At 56.8% G+C, this 17,057-nt stretch carries 12 protein-coding genes; 7 read left to right on the plus strand and 5 right to left on the minus strand.

Annotation, left to right across the window (positions count from 1 at the left end; genetic code table 11):
* Positions 1-13: 13 nt before the first annotated feature.
* Positions 14-1,846, minus strand: a complete 1,833-nt coding sequence (locus IT971_RS13510; protein WP_063092683.1) for a dipeptide ABC transporter ATP-binding protein — start codon at positions 1,844-1,846, stop codon at positions 14-16.
* 627 nt (positions 1,847-2,473) lie between these two features.
* Between IT971_RS13510 and IT971_RS13515 the strand changes: the two genes are divergently transcribed.
* A complete protein-coding gene (locus IT971_RS13515) occupies positions 2,474-3,187 on the plus strand; it encodes a GNAT family N-acetyltransferase (RefSeq protein ID WP_063092682.1) in 714 nt (237 codons plus the stop codon).
* 51 nt (positions 3,188-3,238) lie between these two features.
* Here the strand turns inward: IT971_RS13515 and IT971_RS13520 are convergent, their stop codons facing one another.
* The 3 genes from IT971_RS13520 to IT971_RS13530 all read right to left on the minus strand — a co-directional run bounded on the left by IT971_RS13520 (position 3,239) and on the right by IT971_RS13530 (position 6,453).
* Positions 3,239-4,435 carry a CmpA/NrtA family ABC transporter substrate-binding protein gene (locus IT971_RS13520; protein ID WP_063092681.1) on the minus strand — a complete coding sequence of 399 codons (1,197 nt, stop codon included), beginning with the start codon at positions 4,433-4,435 and terminating at the stop codon, positions 3,239-3,241.
* Between the two features lie 3 nt (positions 4,436-4,438).
* Positions 4,439-5,026, minus strand: a complete 588-nt coding sequence (locus IT971_RS13525) for an ANTAR domain-containing response regulator (protein WP_007091383.1) — start codon at positions 5,024-5,026, stop codon at positions 4,439-4,441.
* A 119-nt stretch (positions 5,027-5,145) separates the two neighbouring features.
* A complete protein-coding gene (locus IT971_RS13530) occupies positions 5,146-6,453 on the minus strand; it encodes an MFS transporter (RefSeq protein WP_223305160.1) in 1,308 nt (435 codons plus the stop codon).
* A gap of 777 nt (positions 6,454-7,230) precedes the next feature.
* Between IT971_RS13530 and nirB the strand changes: the two genes are divergently transcribed.
* Genes nirB through IT971_RS13550 form a run of 4 tightly spaced genes read left to right on the plus strand, consistent with a single transcriptional unit; the run spans position 7,231 to position 13,771 of the window.
* Complete coding sequence (gene nirB, locus IT971_RS13535; protein ID WP_063092679.1) at positions 7,231-9,699, plus strand: nitrite reductase large subunit NirB; 2,469 nt, start codon at positions 7,231-7,233, stop codon at positions 9,697-9,699.
* 5 nt (positions 9,700-9,704) lie between these two features.
* Positions 9,705-10,055 (plus strand): nitrite reductase small subunit NirD, encoded by a 351-nt coding sequence (gene nirD / locus IT971_RS13540; protein WP_063092678.1) that lies wholly within the window; start codon positions 9,705-9,707, stop codon positions 10,053-10,055.
* The gene (locus IT971_RS13545) at positions 10,045-12,780 is read left to right on the plus strand and encodes a nitrate reductase (RefSeq protein ID WP_063092677.1); all 2,736 of its coding nucleotides are present in this window, start codon (positions 10,045-10,047) and stop codon (positions 12,778-12,780) included. The genes nirD and IT971_RS13545 overlap by 11 nt, the downstream gene beginning before the upstream one ends.
* A complete protein-coding gene (locus IT971_RS13550; RefSeq protein WP_063092676.1) occupies positions 12,752-13,771 on the plus strand; it encodes a bifunctional precorrin-2 dehydrogenase/sirohydrochlorin ferrochelatase in 1,020 nt (339 codons plus the stop codon). Before IT971_RS13545 ends, IT971_RS13550 begins: the two co-directional genes overlap by 29 nt.
* Here IT971_RS13550 and IT971_RS13555 read toward each other — a convergent pair.
* Positions 13,768-14,964: a pyridoxal phosphate-dependent aminotransferase gene (locus IT971_RS13555; RefSeq protein WP_063092675.1), complete on the minus strand. Its 1,197-nt coding sequence runs from the start codon at positions 14,962-14,964 to the stop codon at positions 13,768-13,770. The genes IT971_RS13550 and IT971_RS13555 overlap by 4 nt on opposite strands.
* A 167-nt stretch (positions 14,965-15,131) precedes the next feature.
* On the opposite strand from IT971_RS13555, the gene IT971_RS13560 reads away from it, so the two are divergent.
* Positions 15,132-15,767, plus strand: a complete 636-nt coding sequence (locus IT971_RS13560; RefSeq protein ID WP_063092674.1) for a CDP-alcohol phosphatidyltransferase family protein — start codon at positions 15,132-15,134, stop codon at positions 15,765-15,767.
* Positions 15,768-15,873: 106 nt separating this feature from the next.
* Positions 15,874-17,028 (plus strand): ABC transporter substrate-binding protein, encoded by a 1,155-nt coding sequence (locus tag IT971_RS13565; protein WP_063092673.1) that lies wholly within the window; start codon positions 15,874-15,876, stop codon positions 17,026-17,028.
* The last annotated feature ends 29 nt before the right edge of the window (positions 17,029-17,057 follow it).

Genomic DNA, 17,057 nt, shown 5'->3' on the forward strand with positions numbered 1-17,057 from the left:
ACCCAAGGGCCGCTTAACGTGCGTCGGCCACAAAGTGACCGGGCGCAATTTCACGATGGGCAAGAATGGCCGGCTCATCACCGACCCGACGGATCGGGCTTGGAATTTCACCATCCATCAGGATACGGTCGCGCAGGATTGTGGGGTCGGCGACCGGTACGGCACTCAGAAGCCGCTGGGTATAGGGATGGGTCGGCGTTTCAAGAACCTGCTGACGCGATCCAAGTTCGGCAACCTGACCAAGATAAAGCACGGCGACCCGATGGCTCATTTTTTCAACCACCGCCATGTCATGGCTGATGAACAGATACGCAAGCCCGTGTTCTTCCTGAAGCTCCATGAACAGATTGATGATCTGCGCCTGGATCGACACATCAAGGGCCGAAAGGGCTTCGTCGGCGATGATCAGCTTGGGATTGGATGCCAACGCGCGCGCAATGCAGATACGCTGGCGCTGACCACCGGAAAATTCATGCGGGTAACGGTTAGCATGGGCCGATGTCAGGCCGACCCGCTCCAGCAACTGGTCAACCCGCGCAGCAATCTGTTTTTCACCGTCAATCAGTCGGTGCGTGCGGATCGGCTCGGCAATCGAAAAGCCGATTTTCTTGCGCGGATCAAGGGACGCAAACGGATCCTGAAAGATATACTGGATCTCCTGACGCAGGCGCTGCTGTTCGCCTTTGCCCATGTCACTGAATGCGCGACCTTCGAAACTGATATTGCCCGCCGTTGCCTTTTGCAATTGCTGGATCGTGCGGCCAATCGTCGATTTGCCCGATCCGGACTCCCCGACAAGCGCCAGCGTTTCACCGCGATAAATATCGAAACTGACATTCTCGACCGCATGCACACGGTGGGAAACCCCGCCAAACAGGCCCTTTTTGATATCAAAGCGCGTTACCAGATCACGCACCGACAATAACGGGGCCTCGTCGTAACGTGCGGTATTCTGGATATGCTCCGTCCCGACCAGACGCGGCGTATCGCCATCCATCATCGTCACCGGGAACCGTTTGGGGAATGCTTCGCCTGTCATGCTGCCCAGTTTCGGAACTGCGGATAGCAATGTCTGGGTATAGGGATGGGCCGGATTGGCAAAAATATCGGCAACCGTGCCTTCTTCGACCTTCTTGCCCTTCCACATGACGACAACATCATCGGCAACCTCGGCAACAACCCCCATGTCATGGGTGATGAAAATCACCGCCATGCCAAGTTCTTGTTGCAGATCACGGATGATGGTCAAAATTTGCGCCTGAATGGTCACGTCAAGGGCCGTTGTCGGTTCATCCGCAATCAGAACCTTGGGCCGGCAGGCAAGCGCCATGGCAATCATGACGCGCTGGCGCATCCCGCCCGAAAGCTGATGGGGATACCGCCCCAAAAGTTCCTGCGCATCGGGCAGCCGCACCATATCAAGCAGCCGTTTGCTTTCAACAAGCGCATCGGGCTTGGACATGCCTTCATGCAGCATAAGGGATTCCGCAATCTGATCGCCGATGGTGAAAACCGGATTCAGCGACGTCATCGGTTCCTGAAAGATCATCGCGATGTCTTTGCCGCGAATGCGGCGCATCTGTTTTTGCGACAGTGCCAGCAAATCTTCATCGCGATCTTTTGACGTAAACCGGATACGCCCCGATGCATAGGATGCGCCCATCATATCGGCCAGACGCATGATCGACATCGATGTCACCGATTTGCCTGATCCGGACTCTCCGACAATTGCCAATGTCCTTCCGGGTTTCACGGCAAAACTCAGATTTTCGATAACCCGGCTGTCGCCGAACTCAACGGACAAATCTTCGACGGACAGGATCGGAACAGAAACAGCATCAGTCACGCAAACATCCTCGGCAATGTAAGGCGGATGCGCGGGTGGCGCGCACCGGTCAAACCGGTGTCAGTGCTGCAAAAAACGATGGCCGCAAAGAAGGAATTTTCTTCAGGCACGGTGGGGGCCGTGACCTTCTGATCATGCGTAACGGAAAGTTGTAACGCGGTCCCTCTTAACGACGATTGCCAACAACCCTGATACCGAATTCATGGTTTTTTATTTTGTATACAAACCTCATCATTTATTCGACAAATTGTCAACGAATTGAATTTCACTAAATTCAATTCGGTTTAAATGCCCTGCTGCCGCATAATCCACTGCACAGCCCGAACGTATTAAAGGTTTGTTTCAAAACCACAATTTTGCATCGCAACATTTCACCATGTTTCTGGTGTATGCCAACGCACTTCACAATCAAAAGACGAACCCATCACATCGCTTTCGGAACCCACCCCGAAGACTCCTCATGCACCGGCACCAACCATCCTTCCCTTTGCCAAACCATGGCCGGTTTTGGGATACCCCTTTCCGGTCAGAAAATTGGCACCATTAATTTTACCAAAACGGCTCTTTATGGCGCACCACTAATATCCCAGACTGCATGCTCCCTTGCCTCGCAACAAAGGTCCTCAGATGCCATCCGAACATAAAAACGAATTTGGCCAGTCGGTCGGTCGCCCGGTTGAAAACTGGAAAGAATGCCCGATGCCACCACGCAGCGACATGGCTGGCCGCCATGTCATTGTCAGTCCGACCGATGTGAAACGCGACGCCAGACAGCTATTTGACGCCAACCGCACAGCCATGGACGGATCGCGCTTTACCTATCTTTTCACCGATGCGTTCGAGGATTTTGATGCTTATCAGGCGTGGCTTGAAAGCATGGCCGCCACCCGCGACCCGATGCTTCATACCATCATCGACAAGGCATCGAACAAGGCCGTCGGCATTGCCGCCTTCATGCGGATCGATACCAAATTTGGCGGCATTGAAATCGGCAATATCAATTATTCCCCGGCGCTTTCGAAAACCATCGGCGGGACAGAGGCGATGTATCTGATGATGAAACGCGCCTTTGACGAACTGGGTTACCGCCGGTACGAATGGAAATGCGACGATCAGAACGCCCCATCACGTGCCGCCGCCCTGCGATATGGCTTCACCTACGAAGGCACCTTCCGCAACCACATGGTCTATAAGGGCCGCAACCGCGATACCGCATGGTTTTCGATTACCGATCTTGAATGGCCGATGGTCAGGGCCGCGTTCGAAGCATGGCTTGCCCCCGGCAACTTTGATGAAACCGGCAAACAACGCAACAGCCTGCAAAGCTTCCGCAGGGCATAATCGCGCCAATAATATCGCCCCATGAATCACGCCTCTGGTCCGGTGCCGGTTTTATTCCCCGACACCGGCAAAGCTGCGCATGTCGAATATGCTGTTATCCAGAAACGCATCCGGGCCGACAAACGCCCGGTCGGCGGCATCATTCGCGCCCTCGACCCGCCAGTCATCATGCGGAAGCGCAACATCAAGCCCCTTGACCGCACGACGATAAAGATCAGGACGATAAATGTCGGAAATAAGCGTACCGAAATCGACAGAGGCATCCACCTGCCCCCAGCGCTGCATCTGTGTGCCAACCCACGCCCCCTGCGACAGCCACGGGAACGTCGCGGTATAGCGATAAAACACATGGCGATCAGGCGCCTCAATCGGGTTGTCACCGGGTTTAAGTACCGGCCGGCCAAGTAACGAGGCCCGCAGAATATCAAACGATGCCCCGACGTGATTTTCACCAGACAGCAATTGCGCCAGTTCGGTGCGGTTTTCCGGCTGATCGGCCCATTCCGCTGAACGGACAAGCGCACGCACCAGCGCATCCACCGTATCGGGATTGGATTGCACCCAGTCTTCGCGCACGCCAAGAACCTTTTCCGGGCTACGCGCCCATATGTCTTCCTTAAGGGCGACAATCACCCCGTCCCCATGGAACACCGCCCGCTGGTTCCAGGGTTCCCCCACGCAATAGCCATCGACCCAGCCATTGCGCAGACTGTCAAACATGCGCGGCGGTGCGATGACGCCGATATTAACGTCCTTGTCCGGGTCAATACCGCCTGCCGCCATCCAGTAACGCAGTTCGTAATTATGGCTCGAATACGGGAATACGGTCGCAAAGGACATGATCGGGCGACCATCCGCCCGGTCCTCGTCGATCACCTTTTTAAGCGCCCGCGCCGAAAGCCCGCGCGGCCCGAGCATCGCCGCCGGATCCGCTTCAAGCATCCGCTGATAAAGCCGGGTTGAAACCGTAATCGCGTTCCCGCCGCGCCCCAGCGCCATCGGCACCGCAATGCGCTGCGACGGCATCCCGCCAAGTCCAAGCCGCGCTGCCAGCGGAATACCCGCCAGCAAATGGGCCGCGTCATAAACCCCATAAGACAGCTTGTCGCGAATGGCGGCCCAGGACATTTCCCGGATCAGGGTCAGGTCGATATTTTCTTCCTCGGCAAAGCCCTTGGCACGCGCCACGACAGGCAGGGCACAATCCACAAGTGGCACAAAGCCAAGTCGAACCTGTTTAAGGGACATGCGTTAGAACTCCAACTGAAAGGCCGTGATCACGCTTTGCGCGATTTCAGAAATTTTGCGGTTCTGTTTCATGGCGTTTTTGCGCAGCAGGTTATAGGCCTCGTCCTCGCTCAGCCCCTTTTCCTGCATCAACAATCCTTTGGCCCGGTCGATCAGCTTGCGATCATTAAGCTTGGCCTTGGCCTCGTCCCGTTCTCGGCGCAATTGATCAAACGCGTTAAAACGCGAAATCGCCATTTCGACGATGGGCCGAATACGATCCTGGCGCAAGCCATCAACGACATAGGCACTGACCCCGGCCTCGACCGCCTCGCGGATCGTATTGCTGTCGCTTTGATCGACAAACATCGCAATCGGGCGTGCAATAACACGCGATACCTGAAACATCTGTTCAAGCGTATCACGGTCCGGGTTTTCAAGATCAATGATGATGATGTCGGGGGCCAACGCCTGAATGCGTTCGACCAGATTGTATGACGTGCCGATGCGGCTGACACGGGTATAGCCACTTTCGACAAGGCCGCGCTCGACAATGGCGGCACGGTCCGGGTTTTCGTCGATCACCAGAATGCTGAAGTCTTCAAGCTTCATTTAGAACCTTTTCCCTGACGATCAAGGCCTCTCTCCTGTCTGTTCTTTTTCGCCCCGGACCTTGATGGCCCGGTGGAAACCGGGATGCGGCACATGCCGCATCCCGGAAAGATCGTATGTTATTCCGCCGGAACCGCCTGCGCACCGGATGGCAGCGCATCGCGTTCCTGCATGGCTTTTTCGAAACGTTCCTTTTCCTCGGCCACGGTCTTTTCCGAGAAACGAACCGCAAGGGCTGCAAAGGAACAGACAATCACGGCAATACCAAGATACATCAGTCCCTGCTGATAGGTCAGTGCTTCGGATTTGAACAGGAAGCCCGCGGCAACCGCCCCGGCATTCCCGCCCGCACCAACAATACCGGCAACCGAACCAAGCGCCTTGCGGTTAACAAACGGAACAATCCCGAATGTCGCTCCTTCGGACATCTGCACGAAAAGCGAGAAGACCACCATCATCGACACCGCGATGACCAGCGCATCCATCATCGAAAACGCAACAAGCGCAACACCTTCAATGAACAGCGCCAGAAACAGGAATTTGACCCGCCCCGAAAGCCCGCCCTTGGCGGCAAACTTGTCGGAAAACACCCCGCCCAGCGTGCGGGCAAAGATGTTCATCAAACCAAACAGACCGGCAATCAGACCGGCGGTCTGAAGGCTAAGTTCAAACCGGTCAAAGAAATAGATCGCGGCGATGTTGTTGATCGTAAGCTCGACACCGAAACACGCCCCGTATACCAGAAACAGCGCCCAGACCCGGTAATCCTTGGCCGCGGCCAGCATGCCCTTGGTCGCACCGGCATGATCATCTTCCGGCGACAGAGCACCGCTTTTGCGCATGTCGGCATAGTTGCCATCCGGCGCATCTGTGGTGAAGAACCAGTAAAGCACGGCAACCACCAGCATGATCACACCCGGAAAGACCATTGCCAGACGCCAGCCCATGGTTTCCGAAACACCAAAGCCAAGCACCATGGCAAGGATCAGCGGCATGACCATCTGTGTCACACCACCGCCAAGGTTACCCCAGCCCGCCGTGGTGGCGTTTGCCGTCCCAACGACGTTCGGCGCAAACATGGTCGAGGTATGATACTGCGTGATCACAAACGATGCCCCGATCGAGCCGATGGCAAGACGCGCCAGCAGGAATGTTTCATAGCTGTCGGCAAGCCCGATCAGCATGACCGGCAGGGAACCGATAACCAGCAACGCCGTATAGGTCTTGCGCGGGCCGATTTTATCGCAAAGCGGCCCGATCAGAAGACGGACCAGAACCGTGATGGCGACAGACGCAATGATGGTATTGCCGATTTCACCCTTGGTCAGGCCAAGATCGTCACGCACAAGCGGCATCAGCGGTGCGATACCGAACCAGCCAAAGAAACACAGGAAGAAGGCAAGCCAGGTCAGGTGGAAAGTCCGCATCTGGACAGTCCTGAGACTGAAGAGATTGATGCGCGGAGCCTTGTTTTTGATTTCCATAACAATGAAGCCCTTCGTTTGGGTCACTCCGAACCGGTTTCCCGGTTGTCGCGACCGACGGTTATTTCCCCAAGGGCCGCACGCTTCATCAGATGGATTCCGCTGGCGGCCCGTCATTCGTTTCGACTGCGGCTGCGCCATCGTTGCGCGCCAAAATCGAACGTCTGATCGCCCGCCATTGGACGAAGAACTGTGAGTCACCCGTCATTGGGCCTGCTTCCGTCGAAGCGGCTCACACGAAACAAGTTGTGCAAACCGCGCGCCAATTTTTTCGCGTTGCGGAAATTTTCAAATAATCACCTGAAATCCAAAGCATTTTAACAACCGCAACCGCACAAACAGAAAAACTGCCCCATCAACGAGCCTTGTATTTGCACATTTTTTAATCTCATCACTTTGCGTGTGGTTATTTTTTGAACAATCACAGGTTTTGTACAATTTTCGAGCATCCTACAGGTCATCGAAACCTGATTTAAAATCAGTATCTTGCAAGTTTTTTGGCGCAATCTGCAGTTCTGGCACGCAACTTGTATAGTAAGGGACAAGAGCGCGGGCAAGGTCGCCTGCTGCCACGGCAGAAATGCCAAACCCCTATATAGAATCCAATGGCGGGTTCACCCGGATAACGACGTCCGTTGCGAGATTGCCTTTTTGACAGGCAGTGCGCACCGGGCGTTTTTTTTTGCCAATTCGCTTCCCGCGATCAGGAGCCAGAGACAAATGAACCACGTCCCTGCAGCACTTACCAAGAAACCCCGCCTTGTTGTCATCGGCAACGGCATGGCCGGCATGCGCACCGTCGAGGAAATCCTCGGTCGCGCCCCTGACAAATACGAAATCACCGTTTTCGGAGCCGAGCCACGCGTGAACTATAACCGCATCATGCTCTCCCCGCTTCTGTCGGGCGAAAAGGAATTCGACGATATCGTCATCAATACCGCCGAATGGTATCAGGAAAACCGCATCCATCTGTTTTCCGGCGATCCGGTGATTGAAATCGACCGCACCCGCAAGGTCGTCATTTCCAAAAGCGGCACCGAAACCACTTATGACCAGCTCCTACTCGCCACCGGGTCCGACCCGATCATGATCCCGATCCCCGGCCACAAGCTTTCGGGTGTTATCACCTTCCGCGATGTCGATGATGTCGATACCATGCTGAAAACCGCGGTCAATGGCGGCCCCGCCGTCGTGATCGGTGGTGGCCTTCTGGGTCTTGAGGCCGCTGTCGGTCTGCAGGCACGCGGCATGTCGGTCACGGTCCTGCATCTGGCGGGCCATGTGATGGAACGCCAGCTTGATCCGTCGGCGGGTTATCTCCTTGCACAGGAACTGGGCCGTCGGGGCATCAATGTCATTACCGAGGCCGACACCGCCGAAATCGTCGGCGCCGATTGCGTAACCGGCGTCCGGCTTAAAGACGGGCGCATGATCCCGGCTGATCTGGTGGTCATGGCTGTTGGCATCCGCCCCAACGGTCGCCTTGCCGCAGACGCGGGACTGACCGTCGAACGCGGCATTGTCGTTGACGATGTCATGACTACCAGTGATCCGGATATCTTTGCCGTTGGCGAATGCGTGCAGCATCGCGGGCAATGCTACGGCCTTGTTGCACCGCTGTTTGAAATGGCAAAATCCTGTGCCGATCATCTGGCCGAAATCGCAACCGATGGCTATGCCGGCTCGGTCACCTCGACCAAACTGAAAGTCACCGGGGTTGATGTTTTCTCCGCCGGTGATTTTTCCGGCGGCGGCGAAACCGAGGAAATCGTCTTCCGCGATGCCGGACGCGGCGTTTACAAACGCATCGTTCTGGAAGACGGCAGGATCAAGGGGGCCGTCCTTTATGGCGATACATCCGATGGCGGCTGGTATTTCCAGCTGATGAAAGATGCTCAGGACGTGACCGAACTTCGCGATACCCTCGCCTTTGGTCAGGCCTTCGCCGGGGGATCCGCCGGAAACCCTCTTGACGCCGTTGCCGCCCTGCCAGACGACGCAGAGATTTGTGGCTGCAACGGCATTTGCAAGGGAACCATCGTTTCGGCCATCACCGAAAAGGACCTGACAACGCTTGACGAAGTCAAAGGCCACACCAAGGCATCCGCATCCTGTGGTTCATGCAGCGGCCTTGTCGAAAACCTTCTGGCGGCAACCCTTGGCGGTGATTATCAGGCGGCTGCGGTCAAACCGATCTGCACCTGTACCGATCATGACCATGACAATGTCCGTCGCCTGATCAAGGCCAAGGAACTGAAATCCATGCCTGCCGTCATGCAGGAACTGGAATGGAAATCATCGGACGGCTGCCATGTCTGCCGTCCGGCGCTGAACTATTACCTGCTGGCCGCATGGCCGGGTGAATATGTCGATCATGGTGCGTCGCGCTTCATCAATGAACGCGTCCACGCCAACATTCAGAAAGACGGCACCTATTCGGTGGTACCGCGCATGTGGGGTGGCCTGACCAACCCGCGCGAATTGCGCGCCATTGCCGATGTCGCCGACAAATTCGATATCCCGACCGTCAAGGTCACCGGCGGGCAGCGCATTGACCTTCTGGGTGTCAAAAAGGAAGACCTGCCTGCCGTCTGGGCCGATCTGAATGCGGCCGGGATGGTTTCGGGTCATGCCTATGGCAAGTCCCTTCGCACGGTCAAAAGCTGTGTCGGGCAGGAATGGTGCCGCTTTGGCACCCAGATGTCGATGAGCATGGCGGTCGACCTTGAAAAAATGACCTGGGGCTCGTGGATGCCCCACAAATTCAAGATGGCCGTATCAGGTTGCCCGCGTAACTGTGCCGAAGCCACGATCAAGGATTTCGGCATTGTCGCAACCGATGGCGGCTGGGACCTGCATGTGGGTGGCAATGGCGGCATTCATGTCCGCGCGACCGAACTTCTGTGCAAGGTCACAACCGATCAGGAAGTAAAGGAATATTGCGGCGCCTTCATCCAGCTTTACCGCGAAGAAGCCCGCTATCTGGAACGCACCGCCCCCTGGATCGAACGTGTCGGCCTGAAACACGTTCAGGAACGCGTTGTCGATGACGCCGAAAATCGCGCCGCCCTGTTTGAACGTTTCATCGAAAGCCAGAAAACGGCGCAGGTCGATCCGTGGGCCGAACGCGCCAGCCAGGGCGTGGACGCGCACGAATTCAGATCCCTTTCCCTGATCGCAGCGGAGTAACGGCAATGACGGATATCGTAAACTGGGTAAATGTCGGACCGGTCGCCAATATCCCGCTTCAGGGGGCCCGCACCTTTCAGACCGAAACCGACCGCATCGCGATTTTCAGAACCCTTGATGATCAGGTCTACGCCCTTCTGGACCGCTGCCCGCACAAGGACGGGCCGCTGGCACAGGGGATCGTGCATGGCCATTTTGTCACCTGCCCGCTGCATAACATGGTCTTTTCGCTTGAAACCGGGGCGGCACAGGGCCCCGATGACGGCTGTGCGGCCAAGGTGGAGCTGCGCGTCATTGACGGCACGGTTCATATCGGCCTGACGGCGGAACAAATCGGTTTGCGCCATGCGGGGTGAGGTTAAAACCACCTGTCCTTATTGCGGCGTTGGCTGCGGGCTGATCGTCTCCCCCACCCGGGACGGCTGGGCGGTCGGGGGCGACCCCGATCACCCGGCCAACCGGGGCCGCCTGTGCTCAAAGGGTGCCGCCCTGATCGATACGATCACCGCCGAGATGAAGCGCGATTTCCGCCTGCTGAAACCCGAAATCGATGGCAAAACCGTCGACTGGCAGACCGCAACACAGGAAACCGCGGATCGCCTGCGCGCAACCATCCAGAAACATGGCCCGAAATCGGTGGCGTTCTATGTTTCCGGTCAGCTTCTGACCGAGGACTATTATATCGCCAACAAGCTGATCAAGGGTTTCATCGGGTCACCGCATATCGATACCAATTCCCGGCTATGCATGGCATCAACCGTGGTCGGGCACAAACGCGCCTTTGGCGCGGACGTCGTGCCGGGATGCTACGAAGACCTTGAAATTGCCGATCTGGTCGTCCTGACCGGATCGAACCTGGCATGGTGCCATCCGGTCCTGAACCAGCGTTTGCGCGCAGCCAGGGAAAAGCACGGCACCAAGATCGTCGTGATCGACCCGCGCAAAACCGCAAGCTGCGACATCGCCGATCTGCACCTGCCAATCAAACCGGGCAGCGACGTTGCCCTGTTTAACGGCCTGCTGGCATGGCTTGACCAGAACGGTCATTGCGACCTTAAATATGTCGCCCGTCACGTCAAGGGCTATGAAGCAGCCGTTGCCGAGGCACGCGCGGACTGCCCCGATATCGAGAGTACAGCAAAAAAATGCGGCCTCGATTATCCTTCCGAGATCAGCGCGTACGCCGATCATGACGGCTCGGGTCTGGGGAAACTGGAAACGTTCTTTAACTGGTTTGCCGCCTTTGACCGCACGGTCACCGTGTTTTCACAAGGTGTCAACCAGTCCAGCAGCGGCTCTGACAAGGTCAATGCGATCATCAATACCCATCTGGCAACCGGGCGGGTCGGCAAACCGGGATCAAGCCCGTTTTCCGTCACCGGCCAGCCAAACGCCATGGGCGGGCGCGAGGTTGGCGGCCTTGCCAACCAGCTTGCCGCCCACATGGACCCGAACGATGTTAACGACGTTGATCGGGTCCGCCGCTTCTGGAAATCCGATATTCTGGAACCGGGCGAGGGATACAAGGCGGTTGATATGTTCCGCGCCATCGAACGTGGTGAAATCAAGGCCGTCTGGATCATGGCAACAAACCCCGCTGTCAGCCTGCCCGATGCGGACCGCGTCCGTCTTGCCCTGTCGCGTTGCCCGCTTGTCATCGTGTCCGACACGGTGAACGATACTGACACGCTGCGCTATGCCCATATCAAGCTACCCGCCGCCGGTTGGGGCGAAAAATCCGGCACGGTCACCAATTCCGAACGCCGCATTTCCCGCCAACGCCCGTTCCGCAAATTGCAGGGTGACGCCAAACCCGACTGGTGGATCATGACGCAGGTCGCACGCGCCATGGGCTATGGCAAGGCCTTCAAATACCGCGATCCTGCCGATATTTTCGCCGAACACGCCGCCCTGTCGGAATTTGAAAATGACGGGATGCGCGCCTTTGACATCGGCAAATGGCACAAGGCAAAAAAATCGACCTACGAGGCGATGGAACCCTTCCAATGGCCCGCATCGCGCAAACATCAGCCCGCAGGCGGGGCCGAACGTCTTTACGGCAATGGCATTTTCACCACCTCAAACGGGCGGGCCCGTATGCTGGCGGTTGCGCATAAACTGCCCATGTCGCAACCGGGCAAGGAATTCCCGCTGATCGCCAATAGCGGCCGCTACCGCGATCAATGGCACACCATGACCCGTACGGGCACCGCCGCCCGCCTTTCGGCCCATCGGCCCGAACCGTTACTCGAAGTCAATATCCTTGATGCCAGGCGTTACAAGCTGACCGATGGCGGCATTGCCAGAATCAAAAGCAAACGCGGCACCGCCCTGATGCGCGTATCCGTATCAGACGCGCAGACGCCCGGCGAAGTCTTCATGCCGATGCACTGGAACGATGTTTATTCATCTGCGGGCGGTATCGGGCGTTTGCCAACCGCCCATGTTGATCCCTTTTCCGGGCAACCGGAAACCAAACATATCCCGGTTTCCATAGAACCGTTTGAACCGCTGTGGCAGGGATTGCTGTTTTCCAACACGCCGGTTGATCTTTCAAACCTGCCCTATTGGGTGGCGGCAACTGGTCCCGGCTGCATGATCTACGAAATCGCCGGCGACAGGCCCTGCCTGTTCAAATCCATGTTGCCAATGGCGGCCAACAACACCGGTGATGAAAACGCCATCGAACACATCATTGAATATAACGACGGCAAAAAAGGCGTTCATCGCTATGCCCGCCTGAATGGCGACCGCATCACCGGTGCGCTTTTTGTCGGCCCGGATCGCCCCGCCCTTGGCCGGGACTGGATATCGGCATTGCTGGGCAATGATGTCATCAGCGGGCCGGAACGCAATGCGCTTCTGGCTGGCCGCATGCCCGATGCCGGGGCGATCAATGACCGGCTGATCTGTTCGTGCTTCTCGGTCGGGCTGGCCGCCATCACGCGCGCCATCCATGACCAGAATGCGGTCAGCACCGCCGATATCGGCCGCCTGTTGCAAGCCGGAACCGGATGCGGCTCCTGCCTGCCCGAACTCAAGGAGATTCTTGATGACGCATTACCGCGCGCCGCAGAATAAGCAGCAGTATAAAACGGCCAAACCCGAAAACCTGTATGGCCTTGAAACGGAAAACCGGGAAACCTTCCCCTTCTTTCCGGCCTTCGTTCATGTCACCGGCAAAAAGGTCGTGGTGCTGGGCGGTGGCGAGGTCGCGGCGGGCAAACTCCGCCTGTTGCTGCGAAGCCAAGCCGACATTACCGTCATCGCCCCGGAACTGTGCACCGACATCGCAACGATGGTCGATACCGGCGCGATCCGCTGGGAACCCGCCCCGTTTGTCGATACCATGCTAAACGGTGCGGTGATGATCTTTGACGCCGCCGATGACATGCAATTGACCCGCCGGGTCAAGGTCGCAGCCAAACGGCGCAACATCCTTTTGAATGTCGTCGACAAGACCGAACATTGCGATTTCATCGTGCCGGCAATCCTTGACCGGGCACCGGTGATGATCACGATCTCGACCGGCGGCTGCGCCCCGGCACTGGCCCGCATCATCCGCCAACGGCTTGAAACCACCCTGCCCGCATCAATGTCACAATTGGCAAAACTTGCACGCAGCGCACGCCGTCGCGTTGCCGCCCACCTGCCCGACAATGTCGCACGGCAACGGTTCTGGACGCATTTCTTCCAGAACGGATTGCAGGACACCCATCTGAGCCAAAGCACCCCGCAGGACCTTGACGCCGCCCTGACCCGCTTCGTCCCCGAAGGCAGTTCCGCCACCGTCCCGGGTGGCCAGATCCTTCATGCCGATGTCGCAGCCGACAATGCCTTTGACCTTGCCCATGGCATTGCGCGCGCGATTGAAACATCGGACATCATTTTCCACATGCCCGGCATCGCGCCTGACATTCTGGGCCTCGCCCGCCGCGACGCCACCGTGATCGAACTCGAAAGCACCGGCGATGACGGAAACATCGATAACGACGCCCGCGAACGCCTGAAACACCAGGCCGCCTTTTTCGCCCGGCAAGGCAGCAATATCACCTGCCTGTATCGCAACTAACGCTTCAAAAACCGCGCCAGCCCATCCATTGCCCTGTGAATGCGGTCTTCCGATACCGCATAGCAGGCTCGGATATGACCGGCACCCTCTGGCCCAAATGCCTCGCCGGGGGCAAGGCCGATGCCCTCGGACAGCAAAAGCGTCTTGGCAAAGGTCAACGTATCCTCAACCCCATCAACCCGGAAAAACGCATAAAACGCGCCTTCTGCTTCAGGCAGGTGGATGCGGTTCATGTCGCGTAACCGTTCGGTGATTGCCGCGCGCGCACGGCTGTATCTGGCACGCGAAGTCGCAACGAAATCCTCTCCCTGCTCAAGCGCCACAATGCCCGCCTGCTGAACAAACCCCGCCGGGCAGGACACGTTGAATTCCATCATCTTTTCAAGCTCAGCCCCAACCCCCTTGGGTGCTGTGATCCAGCCCAGACGCCAGCCCGTCATCGCCCAGCTTTTGGAAAAACTGTTGATCACCATGATCCGCGTATCGTCACTGACATAGGGCACAAATGACGGTGCCACGTCCGATCCGTCATAGATCAGGCGCGCATAAACCTCATCCGCAATCAGCCAGATCCCCCGTTCGGTGGCAAATTCGACCAGCTTTTTCTGGTCCTCCGCGGGCATCACCCAGCCGGTCGGATTATTCGGCGAATTGATCAGAATGGCGCGCGTATCGGGCGCACAGGCGGCAATGAATTCATCGATATCAAGCTGCCAGCCATCAATCCCGGCGTGCAACGGAACCGTTGTCACCTGCGCGCCCAGAACCTTTGGCATCGCAATGATGTTGGGCCAGATCGGCGCCGTGGTCACCATCCTGTCACCCGCCTTAAGGATCGACTGCATCGCAATCATCAGGGCATTTAACCCCGATACCGTCACGGTGATGTTTTCACGGTCCAGTGACGTGCCATAAAGACGATCGGCATAAACCGCCAGCGCATCGCGAAGCGGCGTGATACCCCGATTGGGTTGATAGAACGTGTCACCGGCTTCAAGGGCCGCAATCGCCGCCTTGCGGATGAATTCCGGGGTCGGCTGATCGGGTTCGCCAAACCACAGCGGCACGATATTTCCCCGCCCCATTCCCAGATGGGCAACCTCGCGGATCAGCGACGCCCCGATATCGCGGACATCCTTGCGGATACCGTCTACCGCAAAGGAAGAAGTCGGGATAACGTTCGAAACGGACATATGGAGCGCCCCGATAAAATTGAATTGCCATACAGACAACAGCCAATCCCGTTTTCAACGCCCCGTCAATCGGACAATTTCAAACCGGTATCATCACGCGTGCATGATTTCCCAACAGACCGTGATAGGATTATGATGTGTCTGCAATGATTTAACCGGAAACCAGAATGTTTGATGCCCGTCTGCGCCCGCTGATCGACAAGCCGCTCAATGCCGTCGCCCGCCGCCTTTCAGGAAGCGGCATCACGCCCAACATGGTGACCGGCCTTGGTTTTGTCTTTGGTCTCCTGGCCGCCGCCGCACTTGCCTTCCGGCTTGATCACATCGCCCTTGGCCTGATTTTGCTCAGCCGCATCATGGATGGTCTTGACGGCGCCGTTGCCCGCCATACCCAGCCGCGATCCCGCCATGCCGGATCAAAGTCGCAGGAAAGCGACCTTGGCGGTTATTACGATATTGTCGCCGATTTCCTGTTTTATTCGGGTATCATTCTGGCCTTTGCCATCGGACGCCCCGAACACGCCCTGATGGCGGCATTCCTGATTTTCTGTTTTGTCGGCACCGGATCAAGTTTTCTGGCCTATGCGATCATCGCGGCCAAAACCGGCCGCAACCATGAAAAACAGGGCAAAAAAAGCTTCTATTACCTGACCGGCATTACAGAGGGCAGCGAAACCATCTTTGTCCTTGTGCTGATATGCGTTTTCCCGCAATGGTTTAATCATATCGCGGCTATTTTTGGCGCGTTATGCATCCTGACAACAATCGGCCGGGTGATGCAGGCCCGACGGGATTTCGGATAAGGTCAATGTCCCGCTTTCGCGAAGCTTGAAGTCGCGATCTGCGCGCGCCATATCGAAATCTCGGACGACGAAACAGAAAACACCTTTTTAACCGGTTCGGCACAACATGAAAAAGCAACAAGAACACGCTTCGAAACCGGCAAATGGCACCCGATTTTCCATCCGATTTTCCGTCCGTTTTTGCACCATCGCCGCCGCGGCCATGATGCTGTTTGGCTGCGATGACAGCGGCCCGATCAAAATCGGTTTCATCGCCGGTATTTCCGGTGACGGTGCTGATACCGGGATCGCAGCCCTTCACGCGATGGAACTTGCCGCCCAGCAGGTCAACGAAAAAGGCGGCATTCATGGGCGGTCACTTGAAATCATTGCCCGCGATGATCAGAAAAATCCGGAAACCGCACAGGCCGCAGTCCGCGAATTCAAGGAACTTGGCGTCACCGCGATCATCGGCCCGATCATCAGCTCGATCGGCATGGCGATGCTGCCGGTGATCAACGAACTTGATATCGTGGCCATATCGCCCACCGCCTCGGCTGCGGAATTCACCGGTCTTCGCGATAACTTTTTCCGGATGAATTCGACAACGCGTGAAAATGCCGATGCCTATGCCAGACGCAATATCGACAAGGGGCGCATGCGCATTTCCCTTGCCCTGGACGGTGAAAACGAAGCTTTCACCGAAAGCTGGTACCGTGAATTCCTGCTGACCTTTGACAAGCTTGGTGGGCGGGTTGTCTCGAAAGTCTGGTTCAACACCGCCGATACCACCAAACAGGATGTCGCACGGCAATTACGCGCCGATAGTCCCGATGCGATCATCTTCATTGCCAATGGTGTCGATAGCGCCGAACTGGCAAAGGAAATCCGCAAAATTGATCGTGACATCCCGCTTTCGACCGCCGAATGGGCCGGAACGGAACAATTGATCACCTTCGGCGGGGATGCCGTCGAAGGCATGGAACTGCTGCAAACCTATGATCGTTACGCCACCAACCCGCACTATCAGAAATTTGTCGCCGATTACCGGAATAAGTTCAATGAACAGCCCGGCTATACCAGTGTCCTGGCCTATGATGCGATGACCGTTTTGGTCGCAGCCCTTGAAACCCGGGCACCCGATCAACCGCTTTCGGATGCGCTTGTGACCCTGCCACCGCAACAGGGCCTGCATCAGGAATTGATGTTTGACCAATTCGGTGACGGCAAACGCGATGCCTATTTCGTAAAAATCAAAAACGGGCAGTTCATTCTGGAATAAAAAAACCCCGACGGATCGGGGCTTTTGCT

It is taken from the genome of Thalassospira sp. B30-1, assembly GCF_015767575.1.
Classification (GTDB): Bacteria; Pseudomonadota; Alphaproteobacteria; order Rhodospirillales; family Thalassospiraceae; genus Thalassospira; species Thalassospira xiamenensis.

Bases quoted from the DNA above. Each gene is read 5' to 3' on its own strand.
- IT971_RS13515 (WP_063092682.1), top strand. From the start codon at position 2,474: ATGCCATCCGAACATAAAAACGAATTTGGCCAGTCGGTCGGTCGCCCG.
- IT971_RS13545 (WP_063092677.1), top strand. From the start codon at position 10,045: ATGCGGGGTGAGGTTAAAACCACCTGTCCTTATTGCGGCGTTGGCTGC.
- IT971_RS13550 (WP_063092676.1), top strand. From the start codon at position 12,752: ATGACGCATTACCGCGCGCCGCAGAATAAGCAGCAGTATAAAACGGCC.
- IT971_RS13530 (WP_223305160.1), bottom strand. From the start codon at position 6,453: ATGCGGACTTTCCACCTGACCTGGCTTGCCTTCTTCCTGTGTTTCTTT.
- IT971_RS13565 (WP_063092673.1), top strand. From the start codon at position 15,874: ATGAAAAAGCAACAAGAACACGCTTCGAAACCGGCAAATGGCACCCGA.
- IT971_RS13555 (WP_063092675.1), bottom strand. From the start codon at position 14,964: ATGTCCGTTTCGAACGTTATCCCGACTTCTTCCTTTGCGGTAGACGGT.
- IT971_RS13560 (WP_063092674.1), top strand. From the start codon at position 15,132: ATGTTTGATGCCCGTCTGCGCCCGCTGATCGACAAGCCGCTCAATGCC.
- IT971_RS13520 (WP_063092681.1), bottom strand. From the start codon at position 4,435: ATGTCCCTTAAACAGGTTCGACTTGGCTTTGTGCCACTTGTGGATTGT.
- nirD (WP_063092678.1), top strand. From the start codon at position 9,705: ATGACGGATATCGTAAACTGGGTAAATGTCGGACCGGTCGCCAATATC.
- IT971_RS13525 (WP_007091383.1), bottom strand. From the start codon at position 5,026: ATGAAGCTTGAAGACTTCAGCATTCTGGTGATCGACGAAAACCCGGAC.
- nirB (WP_063092679.1), top strand. From the start codon at position 7,231: ATGAACCACGTCCCTGCAGCACTTACCAAGAAACCCCGCCTTGTTGTC.